The following is a 16,529-nucleotide window of genomic DNA, read 5'->3' on the forward strand; positions in this document are numbered from 1 at the left end:
GAGGCGGGAACAAGGCGCGCGCCGCCAAAAAGCAGAAGGGGCCTCGCGGCCCCTTCTGCTTGATGAACGCGAGAACCGCGTCAGGCCGCGGCGGCCAGCGCCGGTTCGCTCGTGTAGGCCCGCACCAGGCGCAGCAGTTCTTCTTCCGAATACGGCTTGCCCAGGTAGTGGTTCACGCCCAGCGTGCGCGCGTAGTCGCGGTGCTTTTCGGCGATGCGCGAGGTGATCATGATGATCGGCAGCTCCGCCAGGGCCGCGTCGGCGCGGATGTTGCGGGCCAGGTCGAAGCCGTCCATGCGCGGCATCTCGATGTCCGACAGCACCACCGCCGGGCGCTCCTGCTGCAGGCGCTCGAGCGCCTGCAGGCCGTCGGCCGCGAGCGACACGCGATAGCCTTCGCGCTGCAGCAGGCGCTGCGTGACGCGGCGCACGGTGATGGAGTCGTCCACCACCAGCACCAGCGGCACCTGCGGCACCACGGGCGCCAGCGTGACCGGCGCCTGGGGCGCGCCGGCTTCGCCGTCGGCCGAGGCATGCGCCGGCGCGACCAGCGCGGCGGCCTGCCGCTCGCGCGCCAGGTCGCCATGGATCGCGGCCAGCGCCACCGGGTTGTAGATCAGCGCCACCGCGCCCGAGGCCAGCACCGAGATGCCGGCCAGGCCGGGCAGCCGCGCGAGCTGCGGGCCGAGGTTCTTCACCACGACTTCCTGGTTGCCCAGCACTTCGTCCACGTGCAGGGCCACGCGCTGCGCGGCGCTTCGCACGACGACCAGCGTGTTGGTCCTGCTGGCCACCTGTTCGCTGCGCGTGGAGTGTTGCAGCAGCGCGCCGGCCCAGTAGAACGGCACCTGTTCGCTGCCGAAGGGATGGCTGTTGCTCCTGTAAGCCGCCTCGAGGTCGGCGGCGCTCACGCGCTGCACCAGCTCCACCAGGTTGGACGGCACGCCGATCGACACCTCGCCGGCGCGCAGCATCACCACGTGCGTCACGGCGGTGGTCAGCGGCAGCACCAGCTTGAAGGTGGTGCCCTGCCCGGCCGTGCTGTGCGTTTCGATGCGTCCGCCGATGGCCGCGATCTGCGAGCGCACCACGTCCATGCCGATGCCGCGGCCGGCGAGTTCCGACACCTGGCCGGCGGTCGAGAACCCGGGCTTGAAGATCAGCTCGGTGGCGTCTTCGGGCGACAGTTGTTCGTCGTGACCCAGCAGGCCCAGCGTGCGGGCACGCTCGGCGATGCGCTTGTGGTCCAGCCCGGCGCCGTCGTCGCGGAAGCTCACCGACACGTCGTTGCCTTCATGGTGCAGGTCGATGACGATCAGGCCGCTGGCGTCCTTGCCGGCCTTTTCGCGCGCCGCGGCGTCCTCGATGCCGTGGGCCACGCAATTGCGCAGCAGGTGCTCGAAGGCGGGCGTCATGCGGTCCAGCACGCCGCGGTCCATCTCGATGGAGCCGCCGACGATGTCCAGGCGCACCTGCTTGCCGGTGTCCTTCGAGGCCTGGCGCACCACGCGGTACAGGCGGTCGGAAATGCCTTCGAACTCCACCATGCGCGTGCGCAGCAGGCCGCGCTGCAGTTCACGCGTCTGGCGTGCCTGCACGCTCAGGTCGTCTTCCGTGGCCTGCACGGTCTTCTGCAGAGTGCGCTGCACGGTGGCCACGTCGTTGACCGACTCGGCCATCATGCGCGTGAGTTCCTGCACGCGGGTGAAGCGGTCGAACTCCAGCGGGTCGAAGCTCTGCTGCGAGTCCTTGGCTTGCGCCAGGCGCGACTGCATCTGGCTTTCGGCCTGCACTTCGATGTCGCGCAGCTGCTGGCGCAGACGGTCCAGGTTGCCCGTGAGGTCGGCGAGCGAGCCGCGCAGCTGGCCCAGCTCGGCCTCCAGGCGCGAGCGCGTGATGATGACCTCGCCGGTCTGCGCGACGAGGCGGTCGAGCAGCTGGGTGCGGATGCGCACGGCCTGGCCGGTCGCGGTGCGCAGCGGCGTGAGCAGAGCGGGTGCCGGGCGCGGCTGCAGCCTGGCGGGTGCCGGGGCGCCCGCGACATCGAGGCCAGCAGCCTGTTCGGTCGACTCAGCCTCTTCGGCATCACCGGAAGCCGGCGCGGCCGATTCGTCGTTTGCAGGCGCGTCGGTCGCCACCTGCACCAAGTGCGCCACCGGTGCGGAGGCCGTGGCCGAGGCCACGATCTGCGCCAGCTCGACCTGCGTGGCGTCGTCCGCCGCACGCAGGGCATCGAAAGTGGCTTGCAGTGCGTCGAGGCGCACGAGCAGCTTCTCGATGTCGGCCCGCTCTGCGCCCTGGGAACCCAGGGTCTCGATCTCGGACTCCATGCGGTGCGCGCGTTCGCCCAGGCGCATGGCCCCGGCCAGGCGCGCACTGCCCTTGAGCGTGTGCAGGGTGCGCAGCACCGACGCGCGCGGCGCGCTGTCGTCGGGGTGGTGCGCCCACTGGCGCAGCGCCTCGCCCAGTTGCGGCAGCAGGTCGGCGGCCTCTTCCTCGAAGATCGGGAACAGGTCGACGTCGACCGCGTCGGCCAGGTCGATGGCGTCCTCGGAATCGTCCAGCGCCACGTCGGCGATGCTCTCGTGCACCACCACCTGCGGCAGCGCCCGGGCTTCGGCGCGCATGGCCAGCTCGGTGGGCATCGGCGAGGCGGCGATGTCGCGCAGCGCCTGCAGCGTGCCTTCGGCCGGGTCGCGCAGGAAGCCGACCGCGAACTGGTGCAGCAGACGGCGCAGCTCGTCGGCCGCGGCAACCAGCACCAGGCCTTGCTCACGCGTGCCGCTGCCCTGCATCTGCAGGTGCTGCAGCGCGGCTTCGAGCAGGCGGGCCATGCCGGACAGGCTGTGGAAGCCCACGGTGGCGGAGCTGCCGGCCAGCGAATGGGCCAGCGCGATGGTCGAGTCGGGCAGGCGCTCGTGCGACTCCAGCGACCACTCGCCCACGTCGGTGGCCAGCTGGCGCGACCACTCGTCGGCCTCGTTGAGGTAGACGTTGTAGAGCGCGATGCCGATGCGCAGCGGGCCGATGACCTTGACCTGGTCTTCGGCGCTGGCGGCGATTTCTTCGACGGCCTGAGGGGCTTCGACCTGTGCGACAGGTTCGGGTTCGGGCTGGGGTTCTGGTTCGGCTTCTGGGGCAGGCGCGGGTTCGGCCTCTGCCTCGGCCACCGGTTCGGGCGCTTCGACTGCTTCAGCGGCTTCCGGCACGTCCTCGACAACGAGGATGGGCGCTTCTTCGGGCAGCGACGGCGCTTCGAAGATGGGCGCGATCACCTCGGCGGCCGCGGGCTCGGGCGTCGGCTCTGCCTCGGGTTCTTGTGCGGCTTCGGCTTCGGGCGCGGGTTCGGAGGCCAGCGCGAGCGCAGGCTCCTCGGACGTCGCGACCGGCTCAGGCTCTTGCTCTGTTTCGAATTCGGCTACCGGCGCTTCGACCGGCGCGATCGTGACTTCGACGGCGTCGACGACTTCGGGCTCGGCAGTCTTCAGCGGCTCGGGCTCCCAGTCGAAATCGGGCAATGCCGTCTCGCTCGGGGTGGTCGCTTCGATGACTTCGGGCGCAGGTTCGACCGGCGCTGCAACGGGTTCAGGCTCGAGAACAAGCTCGGGCTCCGGCGCGGCCGCATGCTGGACGACAACAGGTTCGGGCTGGGGTTCGGGCTGTGCAGGTTTCCTGGAAGGCGCCAGGAAATCGAACTCGTCGCCGCTCGGCAGGTTGAGCAGCGGTGCGGGCTCGGTGGTCTGCTTCGCGTCGAAGTCCAGGAAGTCGGTCGAGGCGAAATCGTCGTCGGCCTCGAGGGCGGCGGGCGTGGCAGCGCGTGGCGGCTCGTCCCAGGCAATGGTCTCGAAGCCTTCGGGGGCTGCCGTGGGAACGGGTGCGACCGGCGCATGCGCGGGCGCTTCGTCGGCGAGCGACAGGTCAGGCAGGTCCGGCAGGTTGGGCACGGAGGCCAGCGGCGGCAACGACGCCACGGGTGCGGCAGGCATCGGAGATGCGACCGGCGCAGGTGCCGGCACCTGCGTTTCCGCGGCGATGTGGCGCGCGGCGACCGCCAGGGCCTCCGCGTCGGCCACGAACACCGGCGGGGGCACGGGCTCGCCGGCCAGCAGCGCGTTCGCCACGCGGCTGAACTGCGAGGCCTGCCAGCCGTGGGCCTGGCCCGAGGCAATGGCTTCGACCCACTGGCTGAAGTCCTTCAGCGTTCTCTCGGTCCCCGACAGCAACTCCGGCGTGGCCGCGCGCTGGTCGGCCAGCCAGGTGTTGAGCACCTGCTCGAGCGACCAGGCAGCATCGCCGAAGTCGGTGAGACCGACCATGCGCGAGCTGCCCTTGAGCGTGTGGAACGCGCGGCGCAGGATGGTGAGCTCTTCGGTGTCGTCCGGGTAGCTGGCCAGCTCGGCGATGGCGGCCAGGCCGGCCTCGACCACTTCACGGGCTTCGTCCAGGAAGATGTTCTGCAGGTCGTCTTCTTCGAGCTCGGTGACTTCGGTGTCGGGCAGCGCGGAGGGGCCGGAGATCTTGTTCGTCCAGCTGTCGGCCTTGTTGCTGAACTCCTCGATGGGAGACACCTTGGCCTTGCGGTTGGGCGTGGCCAGGGCGGCGAGCTTGGAAGCGATCTGCGCGTCGACTTCCTCGATGCTGAGCACCGATTGCACCGCCGGCGGCTGGCTGGAGGCAGCGTCTTCGGACGTGCTGTCGGTGGCCTGGCGACCCATCAGCGGCTTGAGTTCGCCGGCTTCGTCGTCGAACACGAACAGGCGCTTGGCCAGCGCGGGCTGGTAGCCCAGCATGTCGATCAGGAAGCCGAGCGCGCCCAGGTTGTTGCCCAGCGCGTCGAAGCCGGCCATTTCCTCGGCCGGCGAGGTGCTCACGAGCATCGCCTCGACGTCGTCGCGCATGCGCTGCACGGTGTGCGCGGCCTGCTCCAGGCCGAGCACGGAAAACACGCCGCGCATCTGCATGAGCTGCGTGGGCACGGTGCGCAGCAGGCCCTTTTCGGCCGGCCGGCGGAAGTACTGGTCGAGCGATTTCTCGAGCTCGCTCAGGTGGCTGCGCAGCTCGTCGACCACGGTGCCCATGGTCTGGCGGTCGCTCACGCGGCGGTAGAGGTCTTCCATCCACGGCTCGAGCGGCTCCGAATGGCCGCCGTCGCGCACGCGTTCGATGCGCCCGGCCAGTTGCAGCGTGCGCGAGGTGAGTTGCGGGTCGCTCGGGTCGAGGTCTTCGAGCGCGGCTTCCAGGTACAGCACCGAGGTGGCGACTTCCATCGCCAGTTCGGTGCCCGGTGCCTGGCCCGAGCGCAGCGACGCCTCGACCGCATGGGTCAACGCCTGCACCATGGGAAGGCTGGGCGGATGCAGCTTGTGCAGCGACTCGCCGAGCTGCGCGAAGGTGTCGGCCACCTGGCGCGTGCGGGTGATGTCGCCGCCCGAAAGCGCCGACCACATTTCCTTGGCGGTCTCGATGCGCTTGCGGGCCTGTTGCAGCACCAGCGGATCGAAGCGGCCGAACTGCTCCGCGTTGTAGTCGACGTGCGGTTCGCCGGCGATGCCCCAGGCGCTGCGCACGGTGCGCAGCGTGGCGGTGTCGTCGCCGTCGGTGGGCACGGCCTGCGCGCAGAAGAACAGCAGGTCCTGGCCCAGGCGGTCGGACACCACGCTGTCGCCGCGCGCGAGCGTGGCGTATTGCAGCAGCACGCGCGAAGCGGCGCGCTTCACATAGGCGTCGGGCAGCACCAGGCCGGCGGCCAGGGCTTCGAAGAAGCCGGCGGCCAGGGTCCAGAAGCTGGCCACGCGGGGCAGCAACGCACCGCGTCCGAGCCCCAGGCACAGCGCCTGCAGCCGGCGCGCGGCCTGCGTGTCGCCGGACTTGACCACCTGCAGCACCTCGCGGTCGAGCCGCGAGCGCACGCTCGGGTCGTAGGCAATGGCGGCCTGCGTGAGCGGCGGCTTCACCTCGACCCAGCGCCACGCGGTGCTCCACAGGTCGGCGGGGTGCACGCGTTCGTTGCCCACCAGCTCCAGCACGTCGCGGTATTGCGGGAACAGCGCCACCGACGAAACGGCCTTGCCGGCCAGCAGCGTGTTGAGGAAGTCGGTGACGGCGAAGCCGGCGCGCTCGATCTTGAGCACGGCGGCGTCGGTGCAGCGCTGCGGCTCGGCGATGAAGCCCTGCACCGCGAACTCGATGGCGCCCAGCACCAGCGCGGGCGAAGGGTGCCCCACCATCTGCAGCGCGCCGACGGCCTGGTGCAGTTGCAGGCGGGCCATTTGCAGCGGGCCGCTCTCGGGCTCGGCGGCGGCGCCCACGTCGCGCACGAAGCGCCGCAACGACTTGCCCACACCGTCGAGGGATTTCTGGATTTCTCCCAGCACCCAGGCCAGCGGCCCGAGGTCTTCGGTGGCCGGCAGGGTGCCGGCAAGAGGGGCCGTGGCAGGGGTTTGGATCGACACGTTGGGTGCTCGCCGTTCTTATCTATCTGGGGTCAGGCAATCTTGAAACGGGCGACGGAGCGGCGCAGTTCCTCGGCCATCTGCGACAGCTCGCGCACCTGCTGCGCGGTGGTCCGCGTGCCTTCGCCGGTCTGTTCGGTCACGGCGAAGATGTGCTGGATGTTCGCGGCCACCACGTTGGCCGAATCGGCTTCGCGGGAGGCGGACTGCGAAATCTGCTCGATCAGGTCGGCAAGCCGGCGCGACACGCGGTCGATCTCGGTCAGCGCGGTGCCCGCGTTGTCGGACAGCTTGGCCCCTTCGACCACACCCTGCGTGGAACGCTCCATGGCGCCCACCGCATCCTGCGTGTCGGTCTGAATCGCCTTCACCAGCGCCGAAATCTGGCGCGTGGCATCTGCGGAGCGTTCGGCCAGTCGCTGAACTTCTTCCGCCACCACGGAGAAGCCTCGGCCGGCTTCACCGGCGGATGCCGCTTGAATGGCGGCGTTCAGGGCCAGCACGTTGGTCTGCTCGGTAATGTCCGAGATCAGCTCGGTGATTTCACCAATTTCCTGCGACGACTCGCCCAGGCGCTTGATGCGCTTGGAGGTTTCCTGGATCTGGTCGCGGATGGAGTTCATGCCGCCGATGGCGTTCTGCACGGCCTGCAGGCCCGACGATGCGGCCTGCAGCGACTGGCGCGCCACCGTGGCCGACTCTTGCGCCTGCGAGGACACGCCGTTGATTCGCTCGGCCATGGTCAGCACCGACTGGCCGGTTTCGCGAATTTCGCGCAGCTGTTCGGTCGAGGCGGCCAGCAGTTCGGTCGAGGTGCTTTCCACCTGCGACGTCGTCTGCGCCACGCGGGTTGCCGTGTTCTGCACGTTGCCCACCAGCAGCCGCAGTTCTTCCACCGTGTAGTTCACCGAGTCGGCAATGGCGCCGGTGATGTCCTCGGTCACGGTGGCTTCCTGCGTCAGGTCGCCTTCGGCCACGGTCTGCAGTTCGTTCATCAGGCGAAGAATGGCGGCCTGGTTGGCGTTGTTCACGCGGCCGGCTTCGTCGGAAGCCTGCTCAGCCGAAAGACGTTCGCGCTCGGCGATGGCGGCACGTTCGCGGCCTTCGCGCACCTGCACGAAACCGATGGCGCCGGCCAGTGCCAGGGCGGCCAGCGACAGCACGAACAGCAGCACGATGGTGCCGGCGCCCAGGCCGGTGCGGGCCGAGAGCTTGTCCTGCAGGTCACCCAGCGCCTTGCGCAGGGGTTCGCTGTCGGTCAGGATGGACGCCTGCGCTTCGCGCGCGGCCACCAGGCCCTGCAGGTTGCCCAGAATGGCGGAGGCCTGCGTGCGCATCTGCTCGTAGGTCTTCAGGATGGCTTCGAGCTGTTCGCGGGTCTGCGGGTCGCGCGAGCCGGGGAAGCGCTGCTGCGCATTGCCGTCGAGCAGGCCGCGGGTGGTTTCCTGGAAGGTGTTCAGGTCCTTGCCCAGCAGGAACACGGCGTCGGGGTTCACGCCCTCGACCGTGAAGAACTCGTTGGTCGACTTGCCGATGCGCTGCGTGAGCATCACGAGCTGGCCGGCGGCCGAAATCTCGGGCAGCGTGGCGTTCTGCTGCATCTTCAGCGACGCGACGGTTTCCGTCATTTCGAGCAGCGTGGACGACTGCTGGTTGATGTCGCGCAAGGCGGCACCCACCTGCGTCAGGATCTGGCGCTGGGCCAGCACGGCCTTGGCGCTGGTGTCGGCACGGGTGACCAGGGGATTGATCTTGTTCATCTCCTCGTCGTACTGGTTGCCCACGCGCTCCAGGCGCAGCGAGTCGTCGCCGTTGGTCAGGCCGGCCACGCGACGCGAGAGGTCGTCGGCGCTGTCCTTCACTTCGACGAACGCCGAGGCGCTGCCCACGAGGGCCTGCGAGATCGACTTGGCGAGGCGCTGCGACTGCATCAGCGACTGGCCGGTGGCCGCCACCTGCTGCGCGAGGCGTTCCGCGCGAAGAATGGCGGAGCCGGCGACCAGCAGCAGCAGCAGCACGACCACGGCCAGCATGATGGCCAGGATGCGCTGCTGCTTGGCGGGGTTGGCCCCCACGCCGGCGCTGCCACCCGAGGTGTCGGGCGCGGTGTCGATCACCGCGGCGGCCGGCTCGTTGGCGGCATCGCCGCCGCCCGGCAGGTCGAGGTCGCCGAAGCTGGTGTCGGTGGGCGCGGAGGCGCTCTTGCTGGCGAGGCGCACGGTCTTTTCGTCCGGCACCTGGACCGTATCGACGTTGTCGATCGATAGCGTGGAACCGGAGCCGTCGACGCGGGCCTTGTCGTTGCTGGCGGGCAGTAATTTCTTGAACTTGTCGGCGATCGAGCTCACGGTCGGTCCTTCAGGTGGTTTCGGGTGCTGCGTGCCGGGGCACTACGCACCAATACTCAAAAACTGGGGCTGCTGCGAAAGTGCCTGCAGGTTGATTTCCTGCCAGCGCTCCCCGGCCGCGTCGGTGTACAGATGGCCGTGCCAGGCCGGCGCGTCCGCGTCCGGAGCCTCGGACGCCGTGAAGGCTTCCGCGCCCCGCAACCCCGCCAGCCGGTCGACCAGCAGTGCGCAGTTGACTTCGAGCAGCTCGTTGAAGGCAACGAGCCGCGACTGGATGCGCGCAGCCTCGGTGGTGGCCTGGGCCGGCGCGCCACCGGCGGCGAAGGCCGACAGCTGCACCACGCCATACAGGCCGCCGCGCAGGTTGGCCACGCCGAGGAACCAGGGCTCCGTGTAGGGCACGGGCTGGGGCGGCGTCCAGGGAAAGATTTCGCCGGCATGTCCCAGCGGGAAGAGGTACTTGCCCTCGCCCGCCTCGACCGCCAGCCACGTGGCGGCCACGCCCGTGGTGCGGGCAGCCTGCAGGCGACTCGCCAGCCGGGACTGGAAGGCTCTCAGAGCGTCGCGATTCGCCATGGACTAAGAGGGCTCTCGCTCAGTTCAGCGCGGTGATCTTGGACATCAGGTCGGCCGCGTTGACCGGCTTCACGATGTAGTCGCGTGCGCCCTGGCGCATGCCCCAGACGCGGTCGGTTTCCTGGTTCTTGCTGGTGCACAGGATGATCGGGATGGCCGCGTACTTCGGGTCGCGGGCAATGGCGCGCGTGAGCTGGAAGCCGTTCTGGCCGGGCATGACCACGTCCATGAGGATCAGGTCGGGGTGCTCTTCCTCGAGGCGGCGCATGGCGTCGTCCGCGTTCTCGGCGGTCTTGACGGCAAAACCGTTCTTCTGGAGCAGGTCGGACAGGAACATCAGTTCCGTCTTGGAGTCGTCGACGACGAGGATTTTTCGAATGGGCATCACTGCGCTTCCTGTTGAACGATGCCAAACTGCTGCACGGCCTGCAGCAGCTGGTCTTTGGTGAAGGGCTTGGTCAGGTAGTCCTGGGAGCCGACCATGCGGCCGCGCGCCTTGTCGAATACACCGTCTTTCGAAGACAGCATGACGACCGGCACGTTGGAGAAATGGGCGTTGCGCTTGATGATGGCGCAGGTCTGGTAGCCGTCGAGCCGCGGCATGAGGATGTCGCAGAAAATCAGGTGCGGCTTGTGGTCGTTGACCTTGGAGAGCGCGTCGAAGCCGTCTTCCGCAAGAAGAACCTCGTGACCGCCCTGCTTCAGAAAAATCTCGGCACTGCGCCGGATGGTGTTGCTGTCATCGATGACCAGCACCTTGTAACCGGATCCATTCGGGCCCATAGCAAACGCTCCTGCTCATGAGACTTGGAAGCCCGCCGCGCCGAACACCGACGCAGACCGCGTAGCTCTATCTATGCCATGCTTTCAGATTTCAACCATTTCGAAGTCTTCCTTGCGCGCACCGCACTCAGGACAGGTCCAGTTCATCGGAACATCCGCCCAGGCCGTGCCTGCCGCGATACCGTCTTCCGGTACACCAACCGCTTCGTCATAGATCCACCCACAAATCAGGCACATCCAAGTTTTCGTGTTCATCGGAGCTTAAAGTCCTTGTTCATTAAATGCAACGAGTGTATCTATGCGTATCTCACTGGCCGACCGTAAACGTCGCGCCTATGCCACCATCCAGGGGATTCAGCCCGGCGTATGACCATCTACTTACTTCCAGCAGAGAACGCCCGCAAACCGGGCGATCTTAACGACCCCTCGCAAGACGACGACGAGGTGTCCGAGCGCGACCTGAATCCCCCCTGCGTGCTGGTGTTCAACGCCAGCGACCCGAGCGGTGCGGGCGGGCTGGGCGCCGACGCCCTGGCCATGGCGTCGGTGGGCGCACACATCCTGCCCGTGGTGACGGGTGCCTACGCCCGGGACACGGCCGAGATTTTCGACCACTTCCCCTTCGACGAGGAGGCCATCGCCGAGCAGGCGCGCGCCATCCTGGAGGACGTGGAAGTACAGCTCATCAAGGTGGGTTTCGCCGGCACCCCCGAGGCGCTGAGCACCATCGCCGAGACCGCAGCCGACTATCCCGAGGTGCCCGTGGTGGCCTACATGCCCAACCTGTCGTGGTGGGACGAGAACCTGATCGAGCCCTACCTGGACGCGTTCCGGGAGCTGGTTTTGCCCCAGACGACCGTGTTGGTCGGAAACCACAGCACCCTGTGGCGATGGCTGCTGCCCGACTGGAGCGGCGACCGCCCGCCCGGTGCGCGCGACATCGCCAAGGCCGCCGGCGAGTTCGGCGTGCCCTACACGCTGGTGACCGGCATGGTGCTGCCCGAGCAGTTCATCGACAACGTGCTGGCCTCGCCGCAGTCGGTGCTCGCCAACGAGAAGTACGAGCGGCTCGAAGCCGTCTTCGCCGGCGCCGGCGACACCCTGTCGGCCGCGCTGGCCGCGCTGCTGGCCAGCGGCACCGACCTGGTGGCCGCCACCTCCGAAGCGCTGGCCTACATGGACCGCTGCCTCGACGCGGGCTTCCGTCCCGGCATGGGCCATGTGCTGCCCGACCGCCTGTTCTGGGCCGAGCCCGAGGACGAAGAAGACGACGACGAGCCCGACGCCGAACCCGATTTCGCCCTCCCCCCTCACGACACCCGACACTGATACCGATGACCGACCGCAACGACATTCTTTTCGAGCGCGCCCGCGCCGTGATCCCCGGGGGCGTGAACTCGCCCGTGCGCGCCTTCAAGGCCGTGGGCGGCACGCCCCGCTTCATCCAGCGCGCGCAGGGCGCCTACTTCTGGGACGCCAACGACAAGCGCTACATCGACTACATCGGCTCCTGGGGTCCGATGATCCTGGGCCACGGCCACCCGGCGGTGGTCGAGGCGGTGCAGAAAGCCGTGCTCGAGGGCTTCTCGTACGGCGCGCCGACCGAGCGCGAGATCGAGCTGGCCGAGGCCATCCTCGCGCTGGTGCCGTCGATGGAAATGGTGCGACTCGTGAGCTCCGGCACCGAGGCCGCCATGAGCGCTCTGCGCCTCGCGCGCGGCGCCACCGGCCGCAAGAGCATCGTCAAGTTCGAAGGCTGCTACCACGGCCATGCCGACGCGCTGCTGGTCAAGGCTGGCTCCGGCCTCGCCACCTTCGGCAACCCGACCTCCGCCGGCGTGCCGCCCGAGGTGGTGCAGCACACGATCGTGCTCGAGTACAACAACCTGCAGCAGCTCGAGGAGGCCTTCGCGCTGCACGGCAACGACATCGCCTGCCTGATGATCGAGGCCATTGCCGGCAACATGAACTTCGTGCGCGCCACGCCCGAGTTCGCGAAGCGTTGCCGCGAGCTGTGCACGCAGCACGGCGCGCTGCTGGTGTTCGACGAAGTGATGACCGGCTTTCGCGTGGGCCTGCACGGCGCGCAGGGCGTGCTGGGCGTCAAGCCCGACCTCACGGTGCTGGGCAAGGTCATCGGCGGCGGCATGCCGCTGGCGGCCTTCGGCGGCCCGCGCGCCATCATGGAACAGCTCGCGCCGCTGGGCCCGGTCTACCAGGCCGGCACGCTGTCGGGCAACCCGGTGGCCACGGCCTGTGGCCTGGCCACGCTGAAGGAAATTGCCAAGCCCGGCTTCTACGAGGCGCTGGGCCGCAAGACGCGCTCGCTGGTCGACGGCCTGAAGGCCGCGGCCGCCGCCGAAGGCCAGCCCTTCAACGCGGACAGCGAAGGCGGCATGTTCGGCTTCTTCCTGATGAAGGACCTGCCGCAGAACTACGCCACCGTGATGACCACCGACAACGCGCAGTTCAACGCGCTGTTCCACGGCCTGCTGGACCGCGGCGTGTACATCGCGCCGGCGCTCTACGAAGCCGGCTTCGTCAGCGCCGCGCACACCGACGAAGACATCGCGGCCACCGTCGAGGCCGCGCGAGAAATCTTCAGGAAGCGCTGAGCGCGGCGGCCGGCCGAGGCCGGCCGCGTGTCACGGATTCTGGTGTTACGCCGTGTATATTGCCCCGGCGCAGCGCGAGGCGAGTCCCGCGGGCGCATGCCCCAGGGAACAAAAAACACGGCCGCCACAGCAGCTGCCAGCCAGATACCGAGGACGCCCCGACCCATGAACCCCTTGCGCCTGCTGCCCCTGCTGGGTGCCCTTGTGCTTCCCGTGCTCGCATCCGCTCAGTCTGCCCAGCCCTCCCCGTCCGACCTGTCCTTCGAGCCGAAGAACATCTGGATCAACCCGGGCTTCTATTCGGCGCACTTCGACGGCGGCAAGGGGCTGGAGAACGTGAACCAGGGGCTGGGTTTCGAGTACCCGCTGAGCGACACCTACCGCATCACCGCGGGCACCTTCCGCAACAGCGACCGCCGGCAGTCGAACTACGTCGGGCTGTACGTGCTGCCCTTCGAGTTCTACGGCGTGAAGTTCGGCGCGGTGGTGGGCGGCTTCGATGGCTACCCCAACTACCGCAACGGCAACTGGTTCCCGGCCATCCTGCCGACGGCGGCCATCGAAGGCAAGAACTGGGGCCTGAACATCGCCTACGTGCCGACGATCAAGAACCGGCTGTACGGTGCCATCACCTTCCAGCTGAAGTACCGGTTCGGCAACCACGAGTAAAGACCCGCGGCCACCGATCACTGATACCCGGGTTCCGCCGTTCAGTGGCGGAAGTGGCGCACGCCCGACAGCACCATCACCACGCCGCGCTCGTCGGCGGCGTCGATCACTTCCTGGTCGCGCATCGAGCCACCCGGCTGAATGACGCAGCTCGCGCCCGCGTCGACCACCACGTCGAGGCCGTCGCGGAACGGGAAGAAGGCGTCGCTGGCCACGGCCGTGTCCTTCAGCGACAGGCCGGCATGCTCGGCCTTGATGCTGGCGATGCGCGCCGAATCGAGCCGGCTCATCTGGCCCGCGCCCACGCCCATCGTCATGCCGTTGGCGCAGAACACGATCGCGTTGCTCTTCACGTACTTCGCGACCTTCCATGCGAACAGCAGGTCTTGCAGCTGCTGCGGCGTGGGTTGCTTCTTGCTGACCACCTTGAGGTCGCTGGCCGCGAGCTCGTGGTTGTCGGCGGTCTGGATCAGCAGGCCCGAGCCGACGCGCTTCACGTCCATGGCGTTGCGGCCGTTGTCCCAGTCGCTGCTGCCACCCTTGGGCAGCGCGATTTCCAGCACGCGCACGTTCAGCTTGGCCTTGGTGGCCTGGAACACTTCCAGCGCCTCGGGCGTGTAGCCCGGCGCCATCAGCACTTCGACGAACTGCTTGGCGATCTCCTGCGCGGTGGCGCCGTCGACCGTGCGGTTGAAGGCGATGATGCCGCCGAAGGCCGAGGTCGGGTCGGTCTTGAAGGCCTTGCCGTAGGCCTCGGCCGCATCCTTGCCGATGGCCACGCCGCAGGGGTTGGCGTGCTTCACGATCACGCAGGCGGGCACGTCGAAGCTCTTCACGCATTCCCATGCGGCATCGGCGTCGGCGATGTTGTTGTAGCTCAGCTCCTTGCCCTGCAGCTGCTTCGCGGACACGAGCGAGCCCGGTGCCGGGTACAGGTCGCGGTAGAACGCGGCCTGCTGGTGCGGGTTCTCGCCGTAGCGCAGGTCCTGCACCTTCACGAAGCGGCCGTTGCTCTGCGCGGGGAACAGCGAGCGCGTGGGCGCGGGCTGGCCGATGCTGGCGTCGAAGTCGATGGCCGAGAGGTAGTCGCTGATGGCGCCGTCGTAGTCGGCAATGCGGTTGAACGCGGCCACCGAGAACGCGAACTTGGTCTTGTCGCTGAGCTTGCCGCTCGCCTTCAGCTCGGCCAGTGCCACGGCGTACTGCGAGGCGTCGGTCAGCACGCCCACGTCCTTCCAGTTCTTGGCCGCGCTGCGCACCATGGCCGGGCCGCCGATGTCGATGTTCTCGATGGCGTCTTCCAGCGTGCAACCGGGCTTGGCCACCGTGGCTTCGAACGGGTACAGGTTGACCACCAGCAGGTCGATGGTGTCGATGCCGTGTTCCTTGATGGCGGCCACGTGCGCGGGCACGTCGCGGCGCGCCAGCAGGCCGCCATGGATCTTCGGGTGCAGCGTCTTCACGCGGCCGTCGAGCATTTCAGGAAAGCCGGTGTGGTCGGCCACCTCGGTCACGGGCAGGCCGGCGTCGGCCAGCAGCTTGGCGGTGCCGCCGGTGGACAGCAGCTTGATGCCCAGCGCGTGCAGCGCCTGGGCGAATTCGAGGACGCCGGTCTTGTCGGAAACGGAGATGAGTGCAGTCTGAGCCATGGATGTGCCGTGGAGTTATTTCAAAAGTTTGTGCTCGACCAATTTCTTGCGGAGCGTGTTTCGGTTCAGGCCGAGCCATTGGGCGGCCTTCGACTGGTTGCCTTCGGCGCGTGTCATGACGACATCGAGCAGGGGTTTCTCGACCACGCGCACGAGCATTTCGTACATGCCGTCGGGTTCGGTGCCGCGCAGATCGCGAAAGTAGCTGTCCAGACTGGTGCGCACGCAGTCCTCGATGTGTTTCTTGCTCATTGCTTCTTCTCTTCTTCTCAATCGACGGCGCAAGCCGCCTCCTCTTCGCCGGACAGTTCGTCGTCCGCCTCTTGCTGCACGGGCATGCGTTCCATGCGGTCCGCGAGCCCGTCGAAATAGTCGCCGACCGCGCGCAGCTGCTCGCCGCAGTCCTCGATGGTGTTCATGCGCGCGCGAAACGCCTCGCCCTCGGGCAGGCTGCGCACGTACCAGCCGATGTGCTTGCGCGCCGTGCGCACACCGCTGTAGTCGCCGTAGAGCGCGTAGTGCTCCACGAGGTGGTCGAGCAGCAGGCGGCGCACTTCTGCCACCAGCGGCGGCGCGCGGTGCGTGCCCGTTTCGAGAAAGTGCGCGATCTCGCGGAAGATCCACGGCCGGCCTTGCGCGGCGCGCCCGATCATCACCGCGTCTGCGCCCGTGGCGGCGAGCACGTCGCGCGCCTTCTCGGGCGAACGCACGTCGCCGTTGGCCACCACCGGCACGCGCACCGCGGCCTTCACGGCGGCGATGGTGTCGTACTCGGCATGGCCCTTGTAGCCCTGCTCGCGCGTGCGCCCGTGCACCGTGAGCATCTGCACGCCGGCCGATTCGAAATCGCGCGCCAGCTTCACCGCGTTGCGATGGTCGTGGCTCCAGCCGGTGCGCATCTTCAGCGTGACCGGCACGTTGTACGGCTGCGCCGCGTCGACCACGGCCTGCACGATCTCCAGCGCCAGCGGCTCGTCGCGCATCAGCGCCGAGCCCGCCCACTTGTTGCAGACCTTCTTGGCCGGGCAACCCATGTTGATGTCGATGATCTGCGCGCCGCGCTCGATGTTGTAGACCGTGGCCTCGGCCATCATGGCCGCGTCGGTGCCCGCGATCTGCACGGCGATGGGGCCGGGCTCGCCGTCGTGGTTCGCGCGGCGCGAGGTCTTCAGCGTGCCCCAGAGTTCCTTGCGCGAAGTGACCATCTCGCTGACCGCATAGCCCGCGCCGAGTTCGCGGCACAGCATGCGAAAAGGCCGGTCGGTCACGCCGGCCATGGGCGCGACGAACAGGCGGTTTTCCAGCGTGTGGGTGCCGATCTGCAAGGTCATGGGAAGGGGGAGCGGGCGCGTTCGGCTGCTGAAAAATGAGGCACGATTGTAGCCATGCCGCGTTTCAGCGACTGAAACGATTTGCGCCCTGGGTACCCGCGGGGTA

Annotated in this window: 12 protein-coding genes; 3 read left to right on the plus strand and 9 right to left on the minus strand. The window is 68.2% G+C overall.

What is annotated here, in order from left to right; genetic code table 11:
* Positions 1-80: 80 nt before the first annotated feature.
* From AB6807_RS32060 to AB6807_RS32085, 6 genes are all read right to left on the minus strand, one after another.
* The gene (locus AB6807_RS32060; RefSeq protein ID WP_371087743.1) at positions 81-6,452 is read right to left on the minus strand and encodes an Hpt domain-containing protein; all 6,372 of its coding nucleotides are present in this window, start codon (positions 6,450-6,452) and stop codon (positions 81-83) included.
* Between the two features lie 32 nt (positions 6,453-6,484).
* A complete protein-coding gene (locus AB6807_RS32065) occupies positions 6,485-8,800 on the minus strand; it encodes a methyl-accepting chemotaxis protein (RefSeq protein WP_286516012.1) in 2,316 nt (771 codons plus the stop codon).
* A 42-nt stretch (positions 8,801-8,842) separates the two neighbouring features.
* Entirely contained in the window at positions 8,843-9,376 is a 534-nt protein-coding gene (locus tag AB6807_RS32070; RefSeq protein WP_116909475.1) for a chemotaxis protein CheW, read from the minus strand.
* A 19-nt stretch (positions 9,377-9,395) separates the two neighbouring features.
* Positions 9,396-9,761: a PleD family two-component system response regulator gene (locus tag AB6807_RS32075; protein ID WP_116909476.1), complete on the minus strand. Its 366-nt coding sequence runs from the start codon at positions 9,759-9,761 to the stop codon at positions 9,396-9,398.
* Entirely contained in the window at positions 9,761-10,159 is a 399-nt protein-coding gene (locus AB6807_RS32080) for a PleD family two-component system response regulator (RefSeq protein WP_081271091.1), read from the minus strand. Before AB6807_RS32080 ends, AB6807_RS32075 begins: the two co-directional genes overlap by 1 nt.
* 84 nt (positions 10,160-10,243) lie before the next feature.
* A complete protein-coding gene (locus AB6807_RS32085; protein WP_007838397.1) occupies positions 10,244-10,414 on the minus strand; it encodes a rubredoxin in 171 nt (56 codons plus the stop codon).
* A gap of 111 nt (positions 10,415-10,525) precedes the next feature.
* Here AB6807_RS32085 and AB6807_RS32090 point away from each other — a divergent pair, with 111 nt between their 5' ends.
* From AB6807_RS32090 to AB6807_RS32100, 3 genes are all read left to right on the plus strand, one after another.
* Entirely contained in the window at positions 10,526-11,488 is a 963-nt protein-coding gene (locus AB6807_RS32090; RefSeq protein ID WP_371087744.1) for a hydroxymethylpyrimidine/phosphomethylpyrimidine kinase, read from the plus strand.
* Positions 11,489-11,493: 5 nt separating this feature from the next.
* Entirely contained in the window at positions 11,494-12,774 is a 1,281-nt protein-coding gene (gene hemL, locus AB6807_RS32095) for a glutamate-1-semialdehyde 2,1-aminomutase (protein WP_286516009.1), read from the plus strand.
* A gap of 165 nt (positions 12,775-12,939) precedes the next feature.
* Entirely contained in the window at positions 12,940-13,443 is a 504-nt protein-coding gene (locus tag AB6807_RS32100) for a hypothetical protein (protein WP_371087745.1), read from the plus strand.
* Between the two features lie 41 nt (positions 13,444-13,484).
* Here the strand turns inward: AB6807_RS32100 and purH are convergent, their stop codons facing one another.
* The 3 genes from purH to dusB are packed head-to-tail and all read right to left on the minus strand — an operon-like array spanning position 13,485 to position 16,423.
* Positions 13,485-15,092 carry a bifunctional phosphoribosylaminoimidazolecarboxamide formyltransferase/IMP cyclohydrolase gene (gene purH, locus AB6807_RS32105; protein WP_116909479.1) on the minus strand — a complete coding sequence of 536 codons (1,608 nt, stop codon included), beginning with the start codon at positions 15,090-15,092 and terminating at the stop codon, positions 13,485-13,487.
* 15 nt (positions 15,093-15,107) lie between these two features.
* A complete protein-coding gene (locus tag AB6807_RS32110; protein WP_007838304.1) occupies positions 15,108-15,344 on the minus strand; it encodes a Fis family transcriptional regulator in 237 nt (78 codons plus the stop codon).
* A 17-nt stretch (positions 15,345-15,361) separates the two neighbouring features.
* The gene (dusB, locus tag AB6807_RS32115) at positions 15,362-16,423 is read right to left on the minus strand and encodes a tRNA dihydrouridine synthase DusB (RefSeq protein WP_371087746.1); all 1,062 of its coding nucleotides are present in this window, start codon (positions 16,421-16,423) and stop codon (positions 15,362-15,364) included.
* Positions 16,424-16,529 lie beyond the last annotated feature (106 nt).

It is taken from the genome of Variovorax sp. RCC_210, assembly GCF_041355175.1.
Lineage (GTDB): Bacteria > Pseudomonadota > Gammaproteobacteria > Burkholderiales > Burkholderiaceae_C > Variovorax.